This window comes from Sphingobium cupriresistens LL01 (genome assembly GCF_001046645.1).
Taxonomy (GTDB): Bacteria; Pseudomonadota; Alphaproteobacteria; order Sphingomonadales; family Sphingomonadaceae; genus Sphingobium; species Sphingobium cupriresistens.
In genome coordinates this window covers 37,863-59,933 of sequence record NZ_KQ130440.1, presented here as the reverse complement: position 1 = coordinate 59,933, position 22,071 = coordinate 37,863, and the positions used below count along the sequence as shown (strand labels likewise).

Below are 22,071 nucleotides of genomic sequence, written 5' to 3'. Positions count from 1 at the left end.
CGCTGGTGTATGTGAACACCCGCATGCTTCAGACCGTACTGGTTGAGCCGAAGTGGGCGGGGCGGATGACGCCGGAAGATTATCGTGGTCTCACGCCGTTGATCTACAGTCATGTGAACCCTTATGGCCGCTTCGACCTCGACCTGAACGACCGGATTGATTTTGGACGGCTTGCAGCGTGAGGCGGCTGATCGGCCTATAACATTTGGGTACACCCCAGAGTGATAGGGCCGAGTGACACCATTCGTCTGTCACAAAAGGGTGGGTTTGCGCTCAATGTGACGATACACTGCAAGAGCCACCCTAATGTGACGGATTTTGCACTTGGCTCGTATCGGATATGCCCGCGTCAGCACCACGGACCAGGATCTGGATATCCAGATTGGCCGCCTCAAGAATGCAGGTTGCGAAATTATCCGTTCCGAGACCGGATCGGGGGCCTCGCGGAGCGGGCGCACGGAACTGGAAACGATCATGCAGTTTATGCACACCGGCGACGAGCTGGTCGTGCTGCGGCTCGACCGGCTCGGCCGCTCCACGCGCGATGTCCTGAACCTGGTGCATGAGCTTGATGAAAAGGGAGCTTCGCTGCGCATCCTTGAGCCAGAGGTGACGACGGCGGGCGACATGGGGCGAATGGTCATCACCATACTCGGCATGGTCGCCGATATGGAGCTGAAGTTCATCAAGGATCGTCAGCGCGCCGGGATCGAAGCGGCGCGCGCCGAAGGCGTTTACAAAGGCCGGAAGAAGAACGTCGATGACGATGAAATCCGCCGTCGCCTTGCCGCCGGCGCCAGCAAGGCCCGCGTTGCCCGCGACCTGAAGGTCTCACGAATGACCGTCTATCGGGCGCTCGACATTATTCCGTCACAGACCAAACTGCCGGAAAAGCCGCCCACTGCCAGCATCGCCCTGCATCTGATTATCGAGAACTTCAACAAGCGTGGAAGAGGTAGAAAACCCGCTCGGGAGCGGATTGAGGCGATGCTGGAACGCGACTACGCCATGGTAAAAAACGGCAATTGTGATTACAAACTGACCGTCGCCTATGACCCCGATCCGGATGGCATTTCCCTTGATGAGGAAATCCAAAGCCTCCTCTCCGAGATGTTCAACATCGCAGAGAGCTACAATTGCTCCATGGAAGCCGATATCTACGAGGTCGGTGGTCAGCAACGGTCCTGGTAGAATCAATCAAGCGTTCAGTGTTCGTTCTTCAACCTGGCCAAAATCGCAGCTTCGGGCCGACTGGGCCAGATAGTTGGCTTTCCAGTAAACATTGGACCGCTCGGGGTCGATGCTATCAATGCGATTGCACACGTTGAGCCAGTAATAGGTCGCGACGGCTTGCCCCTCTCTTGCCTTGAAGATTTCGACCGGGAAAAATTGATGCAGCCCCGGCTCATACTGCTCGATTAGATCGCGGAGGCGCAGGCTGATGGCGATACAGTTCCGCTGAATGATTTCCGGCAAGTCCCTGTCACCACCCTCCCAAAGCATCTTCCGGGGTGCTTCGTCGCCAATGACGCGATAGCCATGCTCCATCGCGGTCGCACCTTTGGCGATAAACTCGCGCTCAACTGCATTCAGCGTTAGAGTTTCAGGGGCCTGCTCAAAAGGAACACGGTTCCATGCGGTGTCGTCTGATACGTCCAAAAATGTCGGATAAACCGGGTACTCATAGACGTCCCTACAGGACACGAAATAGACCATTGAGTCGCCCTGCCGTCATCCAATTCAAACTTTCACATCTGGATCAGTAGCCAGATTTTCTTAAGAAATCGGCGATATGCCGAAAATCAGGCGATAGCCGTCGGTCGCCATGGCTTTTCCAACACCAGCTATCAAATGGCAGGTAACGTAGCGGGGCAGTTCGCCCGCCTCATGCTTCTACCGTCCACGCTGGGAATCTGACGGAAGATCTCGCGCGGAACAAACCATATCCTGGCGCCAATACCGATCCCATCGCAGGACGGTGCGGGTTGCCAGCATCGCGCAACTGAGATTGCGACCGTCGCTCATTTGGCAAAATGCTCCGGTGCGGCTTCCCCCGGCGCTGCCGGTGGACAAGCATTTCATGGTGGGGGCGTGGACGCGGACATGATCGTATCGAGCGCCGCGAAAGCGGACTGAGCCGCGCGATCCGCCAAGGACATTGACCAGCGCGCGCATTGCTGCGTCGGCCGACGAGTTCGGGCAAGGCTGTCCAGGGCGACAACTGTTGTCGCGTTCACGCGCGGCGATCCCCGCGATGCGGATGCGCGGACCTTCGGCGCACCAAACCGGCCCGTCCCCATCGGCAACGAGCGTCGGGGTACAAGCGAACAAAAGTCCTGCGGCGACCAATGATGCTGCCATGGTCGATTCCTTTCATGATTGGAAAATGGGCGCGGCCCGTAAGGTCCGCGCCGCGAATTTTACGCGCTCTCGGGCTGCTGCGGTGTCGCATAGGGTGCCAGGCCGCGCCATTGGCCCTCGCCCGCGCGAAACTGGCGGACCACTGTGCCGCCATCCCAATCGCCGCGCAGGATGCCTTTGCGGTTGATGCCACCCATGGGCCGGGTCCGCGCTGCCAACAGGCGCGCGCGCCGGGTGTCGCGGTCGAGGTGTCGTAAGGGCGTCATTGGTTCAATCTCCCTATTTCAAACGCGCGGCGGCTCATGCCGCCTCCGCTGCGGGATTGGTGCGAACATCGCCGCTCGTGATGCGGAAGCCAGCCCGGTCCAGCTCGTCGCAAAGCGCACGCTGCTGATCCTCTCGGGTGCCCTTCGTAGCGATATAGCTGCATCGGCCTTGGTGGAAATCGAAGGCCGCACGTTTCAGGCATCCGCGAAAGCGCTGGTGGGTGCGCTCGCTCCAATCGAGCGTGCCAGCATAGTTGCGGAAGGCCGCGACGGCGCAGACGGAACCATAATTCTCATCACGCCAGCTAAGTTCGATCATCGGGGGATTCTTGTGCATTGGTCGATCCTTCGGGAACGGGGAAGAGGGGGCGGCGCTGCTGGCCGCCCTCGCTCGGATCAGGCGGCGCGAGCCATGGCGGGGGCTGCCATGTGGGACAGGATCAGTTCGCTTCCCGCCTGTGCTGCGGTGGCGGCGCGGAAGATTGCGCGCTTGTCGTTGCGAAGGGCGGTGAGCCAGGACGCAACATAGGCCGCGTGGTCCTCGCGCTCGGTCGGCTCCATGCCAAGCTGTGCGCAAAGCATCGCTGCACCAATCTCGGCAATCAATTCCTCTGCGGCCCTGATTTCTTTGGCTTTCCCATAGTCGCGCAGGGTTTCACGGTCGAGCCGGTGGGCGCTGCCGCTGCTGTGAATCGCCTCATGGGCAAGGGTGGCATAGAAGGCGTTGCCGGTCACAAAGTCGGCAAAGGCGGGCATCTGGATACGGTCGGCGCGAGGGTCGTAATAGGCGCTGCTGCCGCCTTCCTGATAGGGAACCGGCCAAAGCGCAAAGGCTACATCAAGCTCGCTGTCGCGCTCGTCGCGGTTCTTGATTTCGATCTGCGGCGCGGGAAACCTGCTCATGTCCAAGCCCTCGATCTGCTCGACGTTGAACACGACATATTTTTTCAGATAGGCGCGGCTCGTTTCCTCGCCCTCGCTGTTGGTGATTGGCTCGCCTGTCTCGCCATCCTTGGGGGTGAAAGTGCCAGCATGAACGACAAGATTGCCCTTCTCGCCTTTGCGGACCTGTCCACCCAGCTCATGCGCCTGCCGGTAGGTCATCCAATGCGGGTTGGTGTAGCCGTGCGCCATGGCGGCGGACCACAACAGCAGGATATTGATGCCGCGATAGGCGGTGCCCTCATGGCGAAGCGGAAGCGATGCCGCGCCCGATGCCCAGCGTGGGGACCATGGGCGGGTGCCTGCCTCTAGCAGCGCAACAATCTGGTTGGTGACTTCCTCGTAAACGTCGACGCGCGCAGCGGTGGTCTTGCGGGTCTTGGCGGTGTTCCGTGGCATGTGCTGTTCCCTTCCTAAAATGGAGCCGAAGGCGATGGCGTCCATCGACTTCTGCCCGCTGGCGAAGTGGGTCGGGGAATGGCGCAGTGAGGGCCGATCAGGGCGGAGGGGGATCGCCCGTCCTGCACAGAGCGCAGCGAAGGAAGGATGGGGATACCGCCCTGATCGCCAAGCGAGGTCGCGCAGCGGCCGAGACGGTCTAGCCCTTGCGCCAGGGGGCCGGAACAGGCCCCGGAACTGGATCAGTGACGCGGCGGCAATGCCGCCTCCTGTTCGATCGCGCCGGTATTCCGGCGTGCCAGATACAAAAACACCGCAAGAATCTCGTTCGAGATCCTGCGGCGATTTCAAGGCGAGGATCGTCACCTAAATGGGACGAAACCGCTTGCGGGTTCGGTCGGAGCGGAGCGGAGATAGAGCCGTGCCGAAGGCCGCCCCCAGCTCCATGTTACCCAGCATCTTTCCGAACAAGAACGGAATATGAATCAGCAACTAGATCAGTGTTATAAATTGTCTGTCCATCACGATCATATGAGGTCTGCTTTACCCGTCCCGTTACATGAACCATGTCACCTTTTGCGGAGTTTTGGGCATATTCAGCGCACTTTCCAAAGCAAGTCACCCGGTTCCAATGAACCTCTTCCTGCCATTCACCGTCAACCTGCCGATTATAATTCGATGCAACATTGACGAACGTGACCTTTTCCTTCTCATCAATGCCGCCAACCTGTCCAATAATACGAAATTCAGCGATATTCCTTGGCATTTCCAGCACTCCTACTGTTGCGGGTAAAGTGGCTCGGTCGGGATCGCCGGCACCTCGTATGGCTCCGGGTCAACCAGTTCGGCTTGCAAGATCAGCGGTTCCCCTTCGACCTGGGCACGTTGCCCCTCGATCTGGCCGACATTAGGGGAAGTGAACGGGGGAAACTGCTCGGGCGACACGGCCCATTTCAAAGGCATTTGATACTGAGCGAGATTTTTCGGCGTCATCGCGCGCTGATACGTGTCGCGCCAATCGCCAGCGATCCGCTGCTGCGCGACCGAAAGCGCAATCTGGCGGTTGCAGACCATCTTCGTCAGAAGCATTTCGAGATGGTCTTTCAGCTCGCGGTTAGGCCCGGTCCACGTCTGCAACCATAGATTTCGCGGATCGGCCACCGCCCCGCCGAGTGAGATTGGCACCAGATAGTCGAGTGAAAAATCGTCGGGATTTTCGCCGGGATAGAGACTTTCAACAAGGCGGCGGGTCGCCGCGGCCTTCCACGAAGGCCGCGGCGACTTTTCGGCCTGGTACTCGCCTTTGCAGATGGTAGCGGTGATATTGTCTTGGTTGATCGCGGGATTGATCGCGCCAGGTGTGCGAGCTGGGTCGGGGATCGAGGGCACGACGATCTGGCGGATCGGCTGTTTTGCATTGATTGCGGCGAAGGTCGCCGCTGCCTGACAATTCGCCGGATCGAAGAACTGGCCGCACGCCTCGCGCGAGCTACGGGGAGGATGCGCGACAAAATCAGGGTGAGATTGCACGAAAACCGCGCCAAGAATGACGGCCCCTGCGAGCAAAATACTTATCTGAGCTTTCACGCGGCGGCTCGCCATGCGTCATTCCAATCGCCGCCGATAGGCGGCAATTCGACGGATAGACGGCGCCCGTTTGCGGTCAGGTTTGCCTCGCCTTTGGCGAGGCCACGGGTCGCGGCTGATCCGTGCTGGGAATAGACTGTGATCGTGCGGACATGATCGGGGATTACGAGGTGGGCATATTGCTCGATGCCGTTCGCAGACCAGCACCCCGTCAAACCGAACATGCGTATGACGGACTCGGCATCTTCAAAGCCCTCGGCCAGATTCAGATGGTCGGCCTCGATGCGGCCGATCTGAATTGAGCCGCCGCGCGGTAGAGCGAGGGTGCGTTTGGGTTCAACCAAACTGCTGTTCTTATTTCCTGCCCGGTCCACGAAGATGCGCTTGAGAGCGATGACTTGGCGGCGCTCGGTGATTGGCAAGAGCAGCGCCGGCAGGCGCAGCTTTTTGCCTTCTTCGTAGACAAGCGATGCAGGCTCATATCGGCCAATTGTCGAATGGCCGATTTTGCGCATTTCAAGATAGAGTTGGGCAGGGGTGCCGGCGATCGGCAACGCCTTGCTCCATAGCTCGCGCGCCAGCGGTGCGAGGTCGCGGGCAACAGGCGGCGTAGTGTCGCGTTCTGTAGGGCGGACATATCCGCCATGCCGGGATAGCGCAGCCATTATCTCGGCCTGGTTGCAACCGGCGAAACAGTGGAACAACACCACGTCTTTCCCAGGTGTGACGGAAAGCGACGGGCTGCGATCCTCATGGGCCGGGCAACGCGCCTTGCCGTAAGACCCGTGCCACGTTCCGTTGAGGCGTTTCACAGCTTCTTTAGCAGCGGCGGTCGGCGTCAGTTTCATAGTCCGGTAATAGCGTATTGAACAAAAGCGGACAATCGCTAACCCGCCGACTTATCGCTTTAGGCTTTGAAAAGTTGGATCGCATTCCCTGCAAATGGAGCCGCATATTGACGCTGAGGCCATTCAAAGCGGGCAGCAAGCGCGACGGGGAGTAATATGAAGCTGTCATAGCCGCCTGCTCCACCTGGGGGGCATTCCGGCGGCGTAGCCGACGGTCCTGCCCTTTGATTTGGCGTTGAGGGTGAAAGCGAAGCCGTTACCGTGCCGCCTCGATGCCCGTCAGGGCTGAATCGTTGCCCGACTAGGGCAACTCCGCTTCTCCGTAGAGATAGAATATAAAACTGTATGAGGAGCAGTGCCGTTATTGCACCCACGGGGATACGCATCTGAGGCTTGCCGGGCAGCAGAGCGCTCGGCGGCCAGGATCAGTGCCGCCCGCTGGGCTGGGTCGTCGGGCATAAGGCGGCGGCGCTCGATCGCCCCGACCGATGCGAGCATATCCGCGTGTTGCTCCAAGCTGTCAGCCCGGCGCTGCGTCTCATCCTCGGGGACGGGGGAAAAAAGCCCGATCATCTTACCGATCCACTGAGGGACATGGCAGCGGTAGAGATTGGAGGTCTGTTCGGATCGCGCCCCGTGCTGGCTGTCGCGGGTGTAGTCGTACCGTCTGATCCATTCGAGTAAGCCCAACTCGCGCAGCCGGTCGAGCGAGTATTTCACGGTGCGTCGGCCAAGCCGCGTCCAGCGCATGAGCGTCTCATAAGAGGGCACGCACCAGCCTTTGCGATAGCGCAGTTCGTCCACGATCTTGAGGAGCATATCTCGGCAAGACCGGGTGAAGAGTGTCAGCTTATGTTGTTCGGGCGTCAGCTCGCCACCCTGCCTTGCCTCGGCGGCTAGATCTCGCGCGCGCTCGAACATCAGATGGATGGCGCGGCGAAGCTCTTTGAGTTGATCGAATGAGACGGGCCGGACAAATTCGGCCTCGGCCGCATCGCCGGTCCTGACGCTGTTCGCCCATACGGGCCGCCCTGTGACGTGCGTACCACCCCTACTTGTCCGAACGCGGGGTTTGGTGCCGATGAGGCGCGAGGCGGTGTGACTAAGACCGGTCTTTATGCCGCGTTCGAGCGGACGCACGCCGCAGATGACGGCCAGGGGTAGAACGGGCACGCCGCATGATCGTTGCTTCTGTTGAAGCTCGAACGCTGCGGCAATGTCCGCGTCAACAATGCCGAAAGCGCGCAGCTCCGCGACTGCGCCTGTCGGCACGTCAGCAAGGCTTGTTTCCAAGGCAAGAAACATCATTCGTCCTCCCAGGTGGAAGACCGTTCGCAGGCAAAACTAGAGCATGGCGCGAAGCGCGCTCCCTTGAACCGAAGCTCAGGAACAGGTATGAGAAGGGTATGTATGGACCCGGTCGATGCCGCCAAGCATCGCTCATAATGTTCCAGGGTGCCCGGCCTTCGTGCCGGGCATTCGTTTATGTGGTCACAGCGGCTTCCTGCTCGGTCATCGTCGGCGAATTGCCGACCATGCGAATTTGCAGAATTTAAGCCCGTGGCGGAAGCGCTAGCGGTTCGTGCTATCTCGGATCAAAGCCAAAATTCGTTCGTGCTATCCCGGATTAAATGCCTCAGGATTCGTGCTTTCGCGGATCAATGGGCGGATCGGCTTCGTGCTTTCGCGGATCAATGGCGCCATTACCCCACGCCCTAACCGAATCAAGCAAGCGCGGACGAGCCGACGAGCTTCATTGCTTTCGGTTCGATCAAGACCTGACAGTATCCGGTCTTTCTGCCGGGTCGAGGCGGTAATTTTGCGCCGCTAGGCGGAGCATCAAACAGTATTACCCGGTAGTCTGGAATAGCATCGGCTTCCAATATCGCCTTCAAAGCATGGCGAAAATGGGCAAGGGAGTTTTGATAGCCAAGTTGGAGACGCAAATCGTCCAAGCTCAATTCATATGGTCCATCGACGCATGCGGATCGAGCTATTTCATATAGACGGCGCTCGACTGGCCCAAGCCTGAAATAAGCGGGCGCATAGTCCAGCACCTGCCTATCGCGCAGGATAGCTCGGAAGAGCCAATCGCATAACCGGACCCTGACCGCCTTGAGCCGCTTTACCCCAGGGCGTTCGCCATTCTTGGTGTAATATAGCTTTGCCTCGGACAACCACGAGAAATAGCCCTCTTCGCCTTCGCCGCCAGCTTCGATGTCGGTCTTTATCTGCGTACCCTGTAGCCGTTCCAGCGCCTGTGAGAGGCGAGTATAGGACCGCGCTGATGGATTATTGCCTGTGACACAAAACAAATCATGGGCCGTGAAATAGAAGTCTTGGGAGACTTCTTCTCCAGCCTCAAGCTTTGCGACCATGAGACTTGCGATATAAAGTACGATCTCCTTGTCATAGATCGTCGCAACGCCCTTTGCCGTCGGCACGATCTCGATGGAGACTGTATCGGTTTTGTAAGAGAGCGTTTTTGTCCATTTGCCTTTGCTGAGCGCGAAGAACGGGAACGCCATCAAGGATCGCTCGCCACGCACCTCACTCATGAGAGGGCTATCGAGCGAGAAAAGGTCAGCTTGGTTTTGTGGCATCGGCCTTGTCCCCATCATGGCGCCCATGACGCCTTTCCATCATTGCCCACCTTGCATTGATCCGCAAAAGCACGAATCCAGCGTCGCGGATTGATCCGGGAAAGCACGAGGATGCATGGCGAACCAGTGGAGGGGCTATCGTTGTGGCTGTCCAATGAGCATGGATTCGTGCTTTCGCGGATAAACTCATTCGCTTCGCCCAACACACCTGATTGCCACCTCAATGCCGGGCCTCGTGCCGGACTTGATTTATCGGCTAACCGCATACCCTTATTCAATCAGTGGCAATTGCACGGGTGCCGGCGTCAAATCCTTGACGTAGGCACCAACAGTTTCAAGCGCGGCTCCAAGCGGGATGCCACGATTTCGATGTGCGATGGCTTCAAGGAAGGCATGATGCTCGCGCGGAATATGCACGGCGATCTGCTTCATGTTCATGTGATCCTCTGGCGGCGGTGGTGGAACCAGCTCAGCCGCAGAGTAAGCAATAATAGCTTTTCTAATCATCGCAGAAACCACATGGTCCAAGCCGCGCATCTTATGGCGGGCTTTCAGCCCCTTTAAGTGCTCGGCAAAGCTGTTTGGGATTTGCAACTTGCACTGAACAAAGTCAGCATCATAGAGCGCCTGCCGCTTGCGTCTCATACAAGCGGCGGGTGTTAAGACGCGATCCTGTGCGGCGGGTTGGCCCATGGTGCCTTGGCTATTGCGAATGCGGGCGGTTGTCAAATTTGGCCGCCCCACGGGTAGTTAATCAGAGATAGTGTATCGTTCCCTGCCTCGGCGTTATATGTGTCCAAAACGTATGATTAACTACCAGCAAAGGATAACGGGGTCGCAATGCCGCAATACCTAAAACTAGACCAAGCGGCGTCGGAACTAGCCACACGGCTAGGGGAAAACTGTCGCTCGCGCCGAGCGAAACTCAAGATTTCGCAGGCCGAATTGTCTGAACGAAGCGGCATCGCCGCATCCCACTTATCGTATATCGAGCACGGTAAGGCGAATCCGACGCTGGAGGTCATCGAACATCTGGCAAAAGGGCTGGAGTGCAGCGTTATTGAGCTTCTGAGCGATACGATAAAGAAGAAGTAGTTCTGATAATGATTATTGTTAGCTGGACATGGCGGGAGAGGCAGGGTTAGGGTTATAGGCCTCTCAACGGCAGCAGAGACGATGACCATGCTGAACAATAGGGACGAGGGTTTAAGTCTAACTCAGACCATCGCCAATCAAACTGCAAGCGGATGCAAGAAAATGGGACTATCCCTCGCCCAACTCGCGCTAGCCAGTGCCATTGATGTTGAGCGGCTTCATTCCATAATGGATGGCAAGGCGAAGGAGATTACGCTCCGTGAAATCGCAGGATTAGCCCTCGGCCTCGGAATTTCGCCATCTGTATTGCTCGGTGACTCATGAAGTCACTGCTTCGGAATCCCGATGCCGCTGCAAAAAATCGAATAATGTGGTGCGGCCGACGCCTAAATCCTTCGCAACGCTGCTCACCGTTGCGCCGCTATCGTCAAGCATGCGCCTGATGGCGGGAAGCTGATCCTCGGTCAGCTTGGGCTTGCGTCCCGGCTTTGAATCGGTCGGGCGAGTTCTGACGCCGTGGGTGAGGCGCCAGTGGTTGTCGAGGCCTGTGACCAGCTTGAATAGGTCGTTGCCTTCCTCGGGTTTGATAACGATCCCAGGGGCGGCGAACTGGATGCTGACCCCCTTTTTCAGCATTTGCCGCATGAAACGAAGAAGGTTCTGTGGGTGCATGGGCAGACAGGTGAAATCATAGATTTTGATCCTGTCGCCGCTTTCTAGCGGCATGCCGCCCTGCGCGAGCTTGTTCGGCAAATCATTGAGATCCATCCGCGCGTCGTTCGCGACTAGATCACTGTCCTCCATGCAGAGAGCCTTCTGCTCCGAAATGGATGGAGAATGAGCCGTTTCCGACAGAAATAGGATCGTCTTTGGCAATGCGGTTCCGCTTTGGCTCGTAGGTGAAGCTGAACAACATTCAGCCGAAATATGGAGGCAGAGCTAAGCCATAGGTGGCGCCTCCATCAAGCGCGTTCGGGTTCAGCTCTGGCCAAAAAGACGATCAACCGTTCATCGCATCGCGGAATCCCACAAGCCGAAAGCGTGTTGTCGGTAGTGTCGGATATGTGTACCAGAGAAACCGGACTCTCCGAAAAGGTGCTCTGAATGCCTTTAGATGCTACGGTTTTGGCGGCGTTACTGCAATCATGCGCGGCCAATGTCGCGCCTGCAACGATGACGGCAATTATCCAGGTAGAGTCTGAGGGCGATCCCTATCGGATCGGCGTCAATTCGGGTGGCTCGCTCCAACGCCAACCGGCCAACGAAGCCGATGCAAGCGCCACAGCACGGGGCCTACTCCGCAAAGGGGCCAACTTTGACGCTGGCCTCATGCAAATCAACAGCGCGAATTTTGCGCGCCTCGGTGTGACATCCGAGACGGTTTTCGACCCCTGCACAAACCTGCGGGCAGGCGCGGCGCTTCTTGCTGACAATTACAGCCGCGCTCGTGTGGCAGGGCACGCTGACCCCCTCCGCGCCGCCCTGAGCGAGTATAATACCGGCTCGCGAGCCAAGGGCTTATTCAACGGATATGTCCGGAAGGTCTATGCGGCGGCGACTGGTCGCACGTCTGCGCTGCGGCCTGCGGTGGTGCAAGTCTCCTATGGCTCGGTGTCGCCGGACACGGTTGGGAACCTGTTGCTATCGGCATTCGGCGGCAGGATCACCGATACGCTGCGCCCGATCAACGCGACCTATGGCGCCGTCCATAGCTATCACAAGGTCGGTCGTGCGGTCGATTTCGTTCCGCGTGGCGGCGTTGGCGCGATTACCCGCGATCAAATTCGCGCCGTGATGGCGGCCAATGGTGTTCGGATCGTAGAATTGCTTGGGCCAGGTAATCCGAAGCATTCGGATCATTGGCACGTCGCTTGGGGGACGGACACAGGCTCTCCCCTCGAACGGCCTAGCGATGCTCAAGCGCCTTGGGCGGTGGCGACATATCAGCCTCAACAGGCGGTGGCAGGCGCTTATCAGGTGTCCGCTTCACTCAATTCCGAGACGCGCGACGGTGCGGAGGGCGCAAGCCCGCCCCCCGCGTGGGACGTTTTCGCACAGGCCAGTTGGCGGCAACGCCAGTCCTCCGGTTCGGTGGAGGGGGGCCTGTGAGCATCTTGCAGAAGATCATCAAGAGATTGTCGGTCGTGCTTGTGCTCGGCCTCGTTGCAACTCCCGCTCATGCTGATGTGAACGGGATAGCAACAACGGTCCTCAACGAATTAAAAGCTCTCGTAGGACCGGCAATAATGCTTGGCGTAATTTGGCTGGGCATTCTCATCATGACAGGAAGAGGGACGCTTATCGTGTTCATTACTTTCTGCGTGGGCATCGCAATCGTAGCAAGTGGAGGTTTCTTCTGATGAAAAAGCTCGTTTCCAACATCAAAGGGCGGTGGTCGACCAACTACGCGCTCGCCGGTGCCGTCCTCTCGATGCTGCCTGTTCCCGCATGGGCGCAGGCCGCAAACCAGACAGAGGTGGCGTCCATGGTCGACTCCATCCTCAATTTGCTGACCGGGCCTATCGCAAAGGGTCTGGCCGCAATCGCGCTGGTCATCGCAGGCATCATGTTCTTCTTCGGCGCTGGCAATAAGGGGCTGCTCGGCTCGATCATCGTCGGCTGCTTCATCGTTTTCGGTGCCGGTTGGCTCGTCGATACCATTTCGGGAACGTGATGCGCAGGGTTCGTCTCTCTGCGGCGACCCTTGCTGGGGTGGCTTGGTCGGTTCCGGGGGCGGCGCAAGTCGCCTCCGCCTCTGCCCAAGCCTCTTCCATGGCAACCAAGATGATGGCCGCTGGCGCTGCCGTCGGGACGCTCGCGCTCGTCATCGCCGGGTATTTCTTCATGGCCGGTCACGGTGATCGCCAGTCGCTCGCGTTGTGGGCTGCTGGCCTAATCGTGCTGCTGTGTGCCCCGGCCATCGTTGCTTTGCTGACATGAAGCCGCACGGCGGCAAAAGAGAGGTTCCGGGTGTCTGAGCCAGAATATCTAACCGAAGATCCGCTGTTCCTGGCCCTGACACGTCCGACGCTGTGGTTCGGCGTCCCTGTTGAGGCAACGCTGGCGATCGGAATGGCATCGGTGTTCACGCTCATGGTCGTGGGCAACCCGATTTGGGCGCTGGCAATTGGTGGCGCGCTCCTGGGCGCAGCCCGGCTCATCGTCCGTGCCGACTATAATATGTTCAAGATCATCTTCCTTTTCGGTCGCACGAAAGCGCCCGCGCCGAACAAGTCGGTTTGGGGCGGGTCCAGCTATTCGCCGCTGCCGGTCAAGGGCGTGAAGCGGAAAGGATTTGATCGTGTTTAAGCGCAAGCCCCCTATCAAGCTGGAGCGCGACCCGTCGCTGTATCTGCCCTACGCGCGCCATGTGAATGACAACATCGTCGCGCTCGACAACGGCGAATATATGGCCGTTTTCGCGCTCGACGGGATCGCGTTCGAGACGGCTGATGTGTCCACCATCAACGATTGGCACGAGAAGCTGAATACCGCTTGGCGCACTATCGCACATGAGCGGGTCGCGGTCATGGTCAACACGATCCGGCGTATCGACAGCGGCTATCCCGAAGGGGAGTTCCGGTCAGCCTTCGCGCGCGATCTCGACGCCGCCTATCGCAATCGCGTCCTCGCCAAGCGTATGTTCGTCAACGAGCATTATCTGACCGTCCTCTACCGGCCAGCGGTGGGCGCAGCCGACAAGGCCGCGTCATCGGTATTCTCAATGTTCTCCAAGGCCAGCGCTGCGGAAGCCGAAGAGGATATTATCGAGACGTTCACCGACATTCTGCGTGACGTGGATAAGCTGCTCGGCCGCGTCAATCCGCGCATATTGGGCGTGTACGAGTTCAATGGCCTGCAATTCAGCGAGCCTATGGAATTGATGCAGCGGATTATGACCGCCGACAAGCGGCGGGTGCCGTTGGTGCGCGGCCATTTGGGCCGTGCGGTTTACTCGGATCGGGTCATCTTCGGACAGGAACTGTTCGAGGTTCGGGAGCCGGGAGGTTCGCGGTACGGCGGCATTTTGGCGGTGCGCGAACATGCTGCACGCACGTTCCCCGGCCAGCTCAACGCGCTGTTAGAATCGAAATTTGAGTTTGTGCTGGGCCAGGGCTTCGCCTTCCTCGGCAAGCAGATGGGTATGGAGACGGCGCGGCGGAAGCGCGCGCAACTGAGTGCCACCGATGACGTGGCGTTCAGCCAGCAATCCCAACTGGATGAAGCCATGGACGATTTGCAGTCCAATCGCTTCGTCCTTGGCGAGCATCATCTGGCACTGTCGGTCTTTGGCGAAACGCCGAAAAAGCTCGCGGAAAACATGAGCGTTGCCCGTGCGGCGCTCTCTGAAAGCGGCATTGTCGCGGCGCGCGAGGATTTGGCTCTGGAAGCGGCCTACTGGTCTATGCTGCCGGGCAACTTCGCATGGAGGACGCGGCCTGCGGCCCTCACATCACGCAACTTTGGGGCACTGGCGCCGATCCATACCTATCCGCTCGGTCAGCCGACAGGAAACCATTGGGGCAATGCAATTGCCCTGCTCAAGACAACGGCCAATTCGCCCTATTTCTTCAACTTCCATTTTGGCGATGTAGGTCACACCCTCATTCTCGGACCATCTGGCGGCGGTAAAACCGTCATCCAGAATTTCTTTCTGTCGCAGGCTGAAAAAACCGGCGCGCGCATGGCCTTCATCGACAAGGATCGCGGCGCGGAGATTTTCGTCCGCGCTTCGGGCGGCACCTATCTTGCTCTCAAGAACGGCCAGCCATCGGGCTTCGCGCCGCTTAAGGCGCTCGATCACAGCCCCCGCAACCGTGAGTTCCTTGCATCGTGGCTGCGTCAGCTCGTCACCCCTGACAATGGCGAGCTGACGCCCCCGGAGCTTTACCAGATCAATCAGGCGCTCGATGCCGTGGCCCGACTGCCGCAAGAACTTCGGTCCCTCGCGGCGATACGGTCGCAGCTCGACCAAACCAGCGTGGAAGGCATTGGCGCACGTTTGGAACGGTGGACCAAATCTGGCGAATTTGGCTGGGTTTTCGATAATGACGAGGACACGTTGCGGCTCGATGCCCGCCTTATGGGCTTCGACATGACGGACTTTCTCGAAAACAACGCGATCCGTCCGCCGCTCATGAGCTACCTGTTCCACAGGCTTGATGACATCGTGGACGGGAACCCGGTCATCATCGACATTGACGAGTTCTGGAAAGCCTTGGGCGATCCAGCATTTCGGCATTTCGCCCGTGATGGTCTGAAAACCTATCGTAAGCGCAACGCCATGATGATGTTCGGAACGCAGTCACCGGCTGACGCTCTGCGCTCGGACATTGCCGAAACCATCATCGAGCAATGCCCAACGAAAATCCTTCTGCCTAACCCGAATGCGCAGGCCCGCGACTACATCGACGGCCTCAATCTGACCGAAGCCGAGTTCCGGCTTATCAAGGTCGATCTATCGCCGGAAAGTCGGCGCTTCCTCATCAAACAGGGTCATGATTCCGTTGTGGTCGAATTGGACCTTAACGGCATGGCTGACGAATTGGCGGTGCTCTCGGGCCGCCAAGGGACGGTCCAGTTGCTTGACGAGCTGCGGGCCGAGTTCGGGGATGATCCCGATGTTTGGTTGCCCGAGTTCAAGCGCCGCTGGCGTTCAGTTGGCAAGAAGGAATGGAGTGCCTGATATGAAGAAAATTCTCACCTTCGCAGCACTGGCTTTGTCGCTCGGTGGCATGTCCGGATCGGCCCATGCCCAATTGGCGGTCGTTGATGTTAAGTCGATCGCGCAAGCCCTGCAAACGGCCAAAAACACGCTCAATCAGTTGGAAGAGGCAAAGAAACTCTACAACACGATGAACAGCCTTTCGCAAATCTCCAATGTCGCTCAATCGCTGAAAGCGCAGATTTTGCAGACGGCCTTGCCGGACGGAATGCAGGATTCAATCAATCTGATCTCTGGCGATCTGGCTGACCTGGGCGCGCTCGGCAACCGCGCCAAGGGGATCATGGATACCAGCGATTTTTCGCTTTCCGGACTGAGTGGCGACTTTGGCGATGCCGAGGGCATCTTGAACGGCGCAGCCACGCGAGGCGCGCGCGATCAAGCCTATGGCGAATATATGCTGGAAGCCACCACGGCGAGCGGTGACGGCCTTAAGGAGCTGAGCACCGGCCTCGCGTCCGCAACAACGGCGCGTCAATCGCAGGACATTGCAGCGCGAGCGAACATCGAAAACGCCGCGATCAATAACCGGCTCTTGCAGATGCAAGCGGCGGAACAGGCTGCGCGCGGTGCGCTGGCGGTGAAGTCCTCTGCGGACTTCGCCAATCAACAGCGCAAGACGCAGGAAAACATCGACAGCGGCGCGCTGTGGCCGACGTGGAACGGCAACTAAGTAAAATGGAGGATCGGGCCATGCGGAAGTGCTTTGCAATACTTGCGGCTGCGGCGCTTCCGCTGGCCGCCTGCGGTGAGGCGGAAAAGTCCGTCGATTACTATTTGAAGCATCTGGACGAGGCGCGGGAAAAGACCGCGCGTTGCCAAAGCAATGGTGACGCGGGAGTCAACTGCGGGAACGCCGCTGTAGCCATCAAGCGCAATGCCGAAGAGCAATTCAAGCGTGAGCGCGCGCGGACGGAAAAGAACCTCAAGAATGGTTCGATCTGGCCGACCTGGAACGGGAAATAGGTCATGCTCGACGCGATCTATAACATGCTTGAAGGCCAGATTACCGGCACCCTTTCCGGCAAGTACGCTGCCGTGATGGGGTTGGTGTCGGCGCCACTGCAAACCGCTATGGCAATCAATCTGGTGATCGTCGGCTTCGCCGTCATGCGCGGGGTGTCCAATGAGCCATTCGGCAATTATCTCGGCACCTGGCTCAAATGCTACCTCGTGATCTTGGCGGCGACGTCCACGATCGCGCCGCAAATTGCAGCAGCAGCCCAACAAGCTCCGGACCAGCTCGCGAACGCATTGGGCGGTGGTGCGCTCAATGCGACGTTCGATGCGTTCGTTAAAAACGCCGTCGAGCCTGCGCTTTCGATCCATAACCAGATGGAACCTTGGATCGAGCCAAGCACATTCTTCCCGTACACGATCCCGAACCTTGCGACCGGCTTGATGGTCATTCTCATTATGGTGATGGCCTACATCATCGCGGCTATCGCCATGACAATCGTCCTGTTCATTAAGTTCGGCCTTTTCGTGACGATCGCCACAATGCCGATCTTTGTCGGCGCTCTGATTTTCCCGTCATCCTCGGGCCTGTTCTTTAGCTGGCTCGGTGCGGTGCTGAACTACGCCATTCAAACGGCGGCAGTCTCGATCGCGCTGCTTTTCGTGGTGGCGCTGGTGAACGCGATCCCCGGTTCTGTTGGCGCTGGCGCTGGTGGCGATACGTGGACGGCGCTGGCGGCGATGATGCTGCAACTTGTCGCGGTATTGGTCGGCGGCTTCATCATCATGCAGGCGCAGTCCATCGGTTCATTTGCGGGCGGCGGCGGATCATCTGGCGCGGGCTTCCTGTCCGCGATCTACCCGTCAATGCTCCAACGCAAAATCATGAACTCGACCCTTCGCGCGCCGAAGGGCGCAGCGAACGCGGTCGGCAACACGGCCCGCTGGTCGCTCAACAGGCAGACCGCCAACCGGGCCGCATTCGTTCAACAGGCTCAAGCATCTTCGGGTCGCACTTCGATGCCCGGTGCATCGTCCCGCCCCGGCAACAGGTAGGAGTAATGGCAATGTGGTTGAATAATCACGGTGCGCTGGTTGCGCGCCGCTGGGGAAGGATTCTCTGTGTCGGGGTCGCAAGCTGCGGTGTTGTCGCCTGTGCGACGACTTCGGAGAGTCGCAATCCCCCTTCAACGTGCAGTCGGTCGGACGCGCGCCCCGCAAATCCCTATGGATCGGTCCTCTCCGCCCCGGTGGTCAGCACAGCGCCTCAAGGCGATGTGATGGTGTTCCCCAAAGAGGGCGATGCTGGGAAAGCCGATGGCCCTGACGGCGCAGTGGTGCCCGCGCCACCGCCCGCACCTGACCAGCCCGCGCCGGGCCAACCGCTCTCCATGATGCAAGCGCCGGCATCCCCTCAACTCGCATATAGGAGCTGCTGACGATGGCCCTGGGCGTCAAGAAAAAGAGCGATCTGGACCAGTATTTCGCGGATGCGAAGAATTGGGATTTTGATCGCGTTCGCGAGGCGAACAAGCAAAAGCGCATTGCTTATATGGTGGGCGCTGGCGGGGTCATCTTCGGCCTCTCCATGTTGGCATGGCACGTTGCGGCACCGCTGCGATCGGTGGAACCCTATGTGATCCGCGTCGATCGCCAGACCGGCGCCATCGACGTGGTGACGCGGCTGACCAATACGCGCAACATCACCGCCGACGAAGCGGTCAACAAATACTTCCTGTCCGATTACGTTCGCAACCGGGAGTCTTGGAACCCCTCATCCTCGCGCGACACAGAGCGTAAGGTGCTGGCCCTGTCGGTGCCGCAAGAGCAGGAGAAGTTTGCAGGCACCCGCCGCGCGACCAACCCCAATGCCCCGGTCAACGTGTACCAGGGCGGCGAACTGGTCGCTGCCGCCGTCCGCAACATCACTTTCATCAACAACCGCGTGGCGCAGGTCCGTTTCGTCAAGTCCGTGGCGAAGCCGGGGAACGTCCCTGACGAACAGGTGCAATGGATTGCCACGATCAACTTCAAGTACGTGGATAAGCCGACAACCGAAGCTGGCAGGCTCGACAACCCGCTGGGCTTCCAAGTGGTCAGCTACCGCGCCGATCCGGAGATTGGCCGATGAACGCGCTTCGCAATGTCCTCATGAGCGGGGCGCTGGTCGCCGCGATCATCACCAACCCCGCCTTTGCTGAGGAAATTCCTCGCTCGGGCCAGCAAGATACCCGCATCCGATATATCAATTACAACATTGATGAAGTCGTGCGGATCAAAGGCGTTTTCCGTGCTGCATCGCAGATTGTTTTCGGGGACGGGGAGACGATTTCGAGTGTCGCGCTAGGCGATACCGTAAGTTGGGAAGTCGCCCCGGCTGATAATATCCTTTTCATCAAGCCTCGCGAGAAAGCGCCACCGACAAATCTGATCGTCGTAACGCGCAAAGCTGGGGTGGTTCGTACCTATACCTTTGCTCTGTCTGCGCGCAGCGGGGACATAGCAACCGGCACCGATGCCCAATTCGTCGTGCGTTTCCGCTATCCTGAACAGGAAGCGGCGGCTCGCCAGAATGCCGATATGCAGCGGTTGCAGATGCAAATGCTCATGGTCGAAGCTGGCGGGGTCAGGGTCGCGCTGGATGCGGCTGCGGTCCAAGGGAAGCGCAACCTTGACTATTCGATTGCGGGTTCATCGGATCTCGCCCCGTCGGAAGTGACCGACAACGGGCAATTCACGATCCTGCGGTTCCCGCGCAACCAACAGCTCCCCGCCATCTTCACGGTCAGCCCTGACGGATCGGAAGCGGTCGTACCCTATGACGTTCGCGGCGAATTTGTCGTGATTCATCAGGTCGCAAAGCAATTCCGGCTGCGTCGTGGCCTGTCGATCGCGTGCATCTGGAACAATGCCTATGACCGATATGGGCCGGACAATTCATCGGGAACGGCATCGCCCGAAGTGCAACGCAAATTGGACGGGAGCAGCCCCCGATGAGTGAGATTGAAAACAGCGCCGATCATGGCGCGCCTCGCCAGCGTCCGACTTACGACGAGACGGACGTGAATGCGGAAGCGCTCAATGAAGCTAACAGCACAACCCCGGAGGTCGATCGCAAGGCGTTCAATCCTCGCGGACGGTTGCAGTCCATGGGCAAGGGCACAGGCGTAGCCGTGGCCTGCGGCGCCGCGTTCGTCGGGTTCATTGTTTTCTCAATGGCCTCACAAAGCGACAAGGGCCAGCCAAAGCGGGATGATAGCACGTTCCAGCTCGGGGATGACGTGTCGGCCGAGAAATCGGCGCGCCAGGCCGCCTCGGTTGTTGTGGGTCAGACCGATCCTAACAAGCTCGCACAGGTGGGGACTGATCCATTCGGCAACCCGATCATGGCTCCCGGCCAGGATTTGTCCGGTGCGGCGGTCCCTGCGGTGCAGGGTGGTCCCCGCGATCCGGTAGCAGAGCGTTTGGAGAAGGCCGAACAGGCGCGTCTCGCCGCGATCGAGCGCGAGCGAGCGCGTCAGGACGCTATGCGCCGTGCGCCGATCATGGCGGTTTCCCCCGCCGCTGGCGTTCCGGGTATTGGCGGCAACCCCAATGCAGGGCCTTTCAGCAATTTGCGCGTTGGAGGATCTGGCGATGACGAGGCCGGAGCCAAAGCCCCGAATGAACTGGCTCAGAAACTGAACGGGATGGACATAGCCAAAGTGTCAGCCGGTCAGCTTGGCAACCGCAATTTCCTCATCACAGCAGGAATGCAGATTCCGTGCGTCCTCCAAACTGCGATGGATTCGACCCAGCCCGGTTTGACGAGCTGCCTGATCCCACAAGATATTTGGTCGGCTAACGGCAGTGTGATCCTGATGGAGAAGGGAACGCGCGTCCTGGGTGAGTATCAGGGTGGGTTCTCGACCGGGCAAAACCGCATTTTCGTCCTGTGGAACCGGGCCATCACGCCTGCGGGTGTGTCGGTCACGCTGGGTTCGCCTGCGGCCGATCAGCTCGGCCGCGCCGGTATGGGCGGCCAGGTGGAAACCTTCTTCTGGAAGCGCTTCGGCGGCGCGCTGCTGCTGTCGATCGTCGGGGACGCCGGCAACGCTCTCGGCAATAGCGTGTCGGGCGTCGAACAGACGATCGCTGCGCCAAATGCTGCGGCGGGCATCGCAGCGCAGGACTCGCAACGCATCCGTCCACGCCTTCGCGCTCCTCAAGGCAAGGAAATGACAATCATGGTCGCGCGGGACGTGGATTTCAGCAGCGTCTACTCTTTGAGGTTGCGCCGATGATGTTCGATCAAGCCATTCTCACTCATCACCTTGAGCCGCTGCGCGCGTTGCTCGATGCCGACGCGGTTACGGAACTCGTCATCAACAAGCCCGGTGAAGTCGGCATCGAGGGGCGCAAGGGCTGGGAGTGGGTGACGGAAGAGCGACTGTCCGTTCAATGGCTTGAAACACTGTCGAACTCGATGGCGAACTACACAAAGCAAAAGGTCGGGCCGCAAACGCCGATATGCTCCACCAGTTTGCCGACTGGCGAGCGCGTCCAGATTGTCGCACCCCCTGCCTGCGACCTCGGCAATTATTCGATCACGATCCGCAAGCCCTCGGTCAAGACGTTCGGCTTGGGTGAGCTTCATGCCGGGGGCCTGTTCGAGCATACGAAGATAGCTCGGGGCAGGTCCACGGCGGCCGACGCTGAACTGGTGGCGCTCAAGGAAAAGCAGGAATGGGCAGGGTTCCTCGAACTTGCCGTCAAAACCCGCAAGAATATCCTGATCTCCGGCGCAACCGGGTCCGGTAAGACTACGCTTTCCAAGGCGCTGATCCAGCTTATCCCGTCCGAAGAGCGATTGCTGACTATCGAGGATACGCGCGAATTGATCGTGCCGCACCGCAATGCGGTGCACATGATCTATTCCAAGGATGGGCAAGGCCAAGCCCAGGTCGGCGCAAAGCACCTCCTAGAAGCGAGCCTGCGAATGCGGCCAGACCGTATCTTGCTGCAAGAGCTGCGCGACGGGACCGCGTTCTTCTATCTGCGAAACGTCAACAGCGGCCATCCCGGTTCGATCACGACCGTTCACGCTGATTCCGCAGCGCTGGCCTTCGAGCAATTGTCGCTGCTGGTGAAGGAATCGGAAGGCGGTCGCGACCTCGAACGCAAAGACATTCTCGATCTGCTGCACCTGCTCGTTGATGTCGTTGTCCAATGCAAAAAGGTCGATGGCCGCTTTCGCGTCACTGAAATCTATTTCGAGCCGGATTTGACCGGCATGTAGGAGGGTGGCT

29 protein-coding genes are annotated in these 22,071 nt (G+C 59.0%); 17 read left to right on the top strand and 12 right to left on the bottom strand.

Features of this window, described 5'->3' with window-relative positions; genetic code table 11:
* Positions 1-182: Tn3 family transposase (locus tag V473_RS23240; protein ID WP_148648499.1), on the top strand; the 182-nt coding region annotated here is incomplete at its 5' end.
* Between the two features lie 142 nt (positions 183-324).
* A complete protein-coding gene (locus V473_RS21620; protein ID WP_006953933.1) occupies positions 325-1,191 on the top strand; it encodes a recombinase family protein in 867 nt (288 codons plus the stop codon).
* A gap of 6 nt (positions 1,192-1,197) precedes the next feature.
* Here V473_RS21620 and V473_RS23770 read toward each other — a convergent pair whose 3' ends face one another.
* The 11 genes from V473_RS23770 to V473_RS21575 form a co-directional block, all read right to left on the bottom strand.
* Positions 1,198-1,716, bottom strand: coding sequence for an imm11 family protein (locus V473_RS23770; RefSeq protein ID WP_066609312.1), 519 nt, complete (start codon positions 1,714-1,716; stop codon positions 1,198-1,200).
* Positions 1,717-1,893: 177 nt separating this feature from the next.
* Positions 1,894-2,361, bottom strand: a complete 468-nt coding sequence (locus V473_RS24480) for a hypothetical protein (protein ID WP_082679280.1) — start codon at positions 2,359-2,361, stop codon at positions 1,894-1,896.
* 59 nt (positions 2,362-2,420) lie between these two features.
* The gene (locus tag V473_RS21610; protein WP_066609311.1) at positions 2,421-2,627 is read right to left on the bottom strand and encodes a hypothetical protein; all 207 of its coding nucleotides are present in this window, start codon (positions 2,625-2,627) and stop codon (positions 2,421-2,423) included.
* Between the two features lie 34 nt (positions 2,628-2,661).
* Entirely contained in the window at positions 2,662-2,964 is a 303-nt protein-coding gene (locus tag V473_RS21605; protein WP_066609310.1) for a hypothetical protein, read from the bottom strand.
* 59 nt (positions 2,965-3,023) lie between these two features.
* A complete protein-coding gene (locus tag V473_RS21600) occupies positions 3,024-4,013 on the bottom strand; it encodes an ArdC family protein (RefSeq protein WP_244884599.1) in 990 nt (329 codons plus the stop codon).
* Between the two features lie 403 nt (positions 4,014-4,416).
* Positions 4,417-4,734 carry a single-stranded DNA-binding protein gene (locus V473_RS23225; RefSeq protein WP_082679285.1) on the bottom strand — a complete coding sequence of 106 codons (318 nt, stop codon included), beginning with the start codon at positions 4,732-4,734 and terminating at the stop codon, positions 4,417-4,419.
* Positions 4,735-4,745: 11 nt separating this feature from the next.
* The gene (locus tag V473_RS21595; protein WP_066609308.1) at positions 4,746-5,570 is read right to left on the bottom strand and encodes a hypothetical protein; all 825 of its coding nucleotides are present in this window, start codon (positions 5,568-5,570) and stop codon (positions 4,746-4,748) included.
* Positions 5,552-6,403: a DUF7146 domain-containing protein gene (locus V473_RS21590; protein ID WP_148648498.1), complete on the bottom strand. Its 852-nt coding sequence runs from the start codon at positions 6,401-6,403 to the stop codon at positions 5,552-5,554. Before V473_RS21590 ends, V473_RS21595 begins: the two co-directional genes overlap by 19 nt.
* Positions 6,404-6,682: 279 nt before the next feature.
* Positions 6,683-7,711, bottom strand: a complete 1,029-nt coding sequence (locus V473_RS21585; protein ID WP_244884598.1) for a helix-turn-helix domain-containing protein — start codon at positions 7,709-7,711, stop codon at positions 6,683-6,685.
* A gap of 416 nt (positions 7,712-8,127) precedes the next feature.
* On the bottom strand, positions 8,128-9,033 hold the full coding sequence (locus tag V473_RS21580) for a replication initiator protein A (protein WP_082679279.1): 906 nt from the start codon (positions 9,031-9,033) through the stop codon (positions 8,128-8,130).
* Positions 9,034-9,276: 243 nt separating this feature from the next.
* A complete protein-coding gene (locus tag V473_RS21575; protein WP_244884597.1) occupies positions 9,277-9,735 on the bottom strand; it encodes a hypothetical protein in 459 nt (152 codons plus the stop codon).
* A gap of 111 nt (positions 9,736-9,846) precedes the next feature.
* Between V473_RS21575 and V473_RS21570 the strand changes: the two genes are divergently transcribed.
* Positions 9,847-10,101 (top strand): helix-turn-helix domain-containing protein, encoded by a 255-nt coding sequence (locus V473_RS21570; protein ID WP_066609305.1) that lies wholly within the window; start codon positions 9,847-9,849, stop codon positions 10,099-10,101.
* 81 nt (positions 10,102-10,182) lie between these two features.
* Entirely contained in the window at positions 10,183-10,425 is a 243-nt protein-coding gene (locus tag V473_RS21565) for a hypothetical protein (protein WP_066609304.1), read from the top strand.
* On the opposite strand, the gene V473_RS21560 is transcribed toward V473_RS21565, so the two are convergent.
* On the bottom strand, positions 10,420-10,905 hold the full coding sequence (locus V473_RS21560; protein ID WP_066609303.1) for a helix-turn-helix domain-containing protein: 486 nt from the start codon (positions 10,903-10,905) through the stop codon (positions 10,420-10,422). The two genes, V473_RS21565 and V473_RS21560, sit on opposite strands and share 6 nt — an antisense overlap.
* Positions 10,906-11,205: 300 nt before the next feature.
* Between V473_RS21560 and V473_RS21555 the strand changes: the two genes are divergently transcribed.
* The 13 genes from V473_RS21555 to virB11 all read left to right on the top strand — a co-directional run bounded on the left by V473_RS21555 (position 11,206) and on the right by virB11 (position 22,061).
* Positions 11,206-12,210 carry a lytic transglycosylase domain-containing protein gene (locus V473_RS21555; protein ID WP_082679278.1) on the top strand — a complete coding sequence of 335 codons (1,005 nt, stop codon included), beginning with the start codon at positions 11,206-11,208 and terminating at the stop codon, positions 12,208-12,210.
* Between the two features lie 5 nt (positions 12,211-12,215).
* Complete coding sequence (locus tag V473_RS21550; RefSeq protein WP_148648497.1) at positions 12,216-12,461, top strand: TrbC/VirB2 family protein; 246 nt, start codon at positions 12,216-12,218, stop codon at positions 12,459-12,461.
* The gene (locus V473_RS21545; protein WP_066609300.1) at positions 12,461-12,775 is read left to right on the top strand and encodes a TrbC/VirB2 family protein; all 315 of its coding nucleotides are present in this window, start codon (positions 12,461-12,463) and stop codon (positions 12,773-12,775) included. The genes V473_RS21550 and V473_RS21545 overlap by 1 nt, the downstream gene beginning before the upstream one ends.
* A gap of 98 nt (positions 12,776-12,873) precedes the next feature.
* A complete protein-coding gene (locus V473_RS24220; protein WP_169793976.1) occupies positions 12,874-13,041 on the top strand; it encodes a hypothetical protein in 168 nt (55 codons plus the stop codon).
* Between the two features lie 30 nt (positions 13,042-13,071).
* Positions 13,072-13,410, top strand: coding sequence for a VirB3 family type IV secretion system protein (locus tag V473_RS21535; protein ID WP_066609298.1), 339 nt, complete (start codon positions 13,072-13,074; stop codon positions 13,408-13,410).
* Positions 13,403-15,787 carry a VirB4 family type IV secretion/conjugal transfer ATPase gene (locus V473_RS21530; RefSeq protein WP_244884596.1) on the top strand — a complete coding sequence of 795 codons (2,385 nt, stop codon included), beginning with the start codon at positions 13,403-13,405 and terminating at the stop codon, positions 15,785-15,787. Before V473_RS21535 ends, V473_RS21530 begins: the two co-directional genes overlap by 8 nt.
* Before the next feature lies 1 nt (position 15,788).
* Positions 15,789-16,499 carry a type IV secretion system protein gene (locus tag V473_RS21525; RefSeq protein ID WP_066609296.1) on the top strand — a complete coding sequence of 237 codons (711 nt, stop codon included), beginning with the start codon at positions 15,789-15,791 and terminating at the stop codon, positions 16,497-16,499.
* 20 nt (positions 16,500-16,519) lie between these two features.
* The gene (locus V473_RS21520; RefSeq protein WP_066609295.1) at positions 16,520-16,792 is read left to right on the top strand and encodes an EexN family lipoprotein; all 273 of its coding nucleotides are present in this window, start codon (positions 16,520-16,522) and stop codon (positions 16,790-16,792) included.
* Between the two features lie 3 nt (positions 16,793-16,795).
* Complete coding sequence (locus V473_RS21515) at positions 16,796-17,839, top strand: type IV secretion system protein (protein ID WP_066609294.1); 1,044 nt, start codon at positions 16,796-16,798, stop codon at positions 17,837-17,839.
* A gap of 385 nt (positions 17,840-18,224) precedes the next feature.
* Positions 18,225-18,914 (top strand): VirB8 family type IV secretion system protein, encoded by a 690-nt coding sequence (locus V473_RS21510; protein WP_066609293.1) that lies wholly within the window; start codon positions 18,225-18,227, stop codon positions 18,912-18,914.
* Positions 18,911-19,780, top strand: a complete 870-nt coding sequence (gene virB9, locus V473_RS21505) for a P-type conjugative transfer protein VirB9 (protein WP_066609292.1) — start codon at positions 18,911-18,913, stop codon at positions 19,778-19,780. Before V473_RS21510 ends, virB9 begins: the two co-directional genes overlap by 4 nt.
* Positions 19,777-21,066, top strand: a complete 1,290-nt coding sequence (gene virB10 / locus V473_RS21500; protein WP_066609291.1) for a type IV secretion system protein VirB10 — start codon at positions 19,777-19,779, stop codon at positions 21,064-21,066. Before virB9 ends, virB10 begins: the two co-directional genes overlap by 4 nt.
* Positions 21,066-22,061 (top strand): P-type DNA transfer ATPase VirB11, encoded by a 996-nt coding sequence (gene virB11 / locus V473_RS21495; RefSeq protein ID WP_066609290.1) that lies wholly within the window; start codon positions 21,066-21,068, stop codon positions 22,059-22,061. Before virB10 ends, virB11 begins: the two co-directional genes overlap by 1 nt.
* The last annotated feature ends 10 nt before the right edge of the window (positions 22,062-22,071 follow it).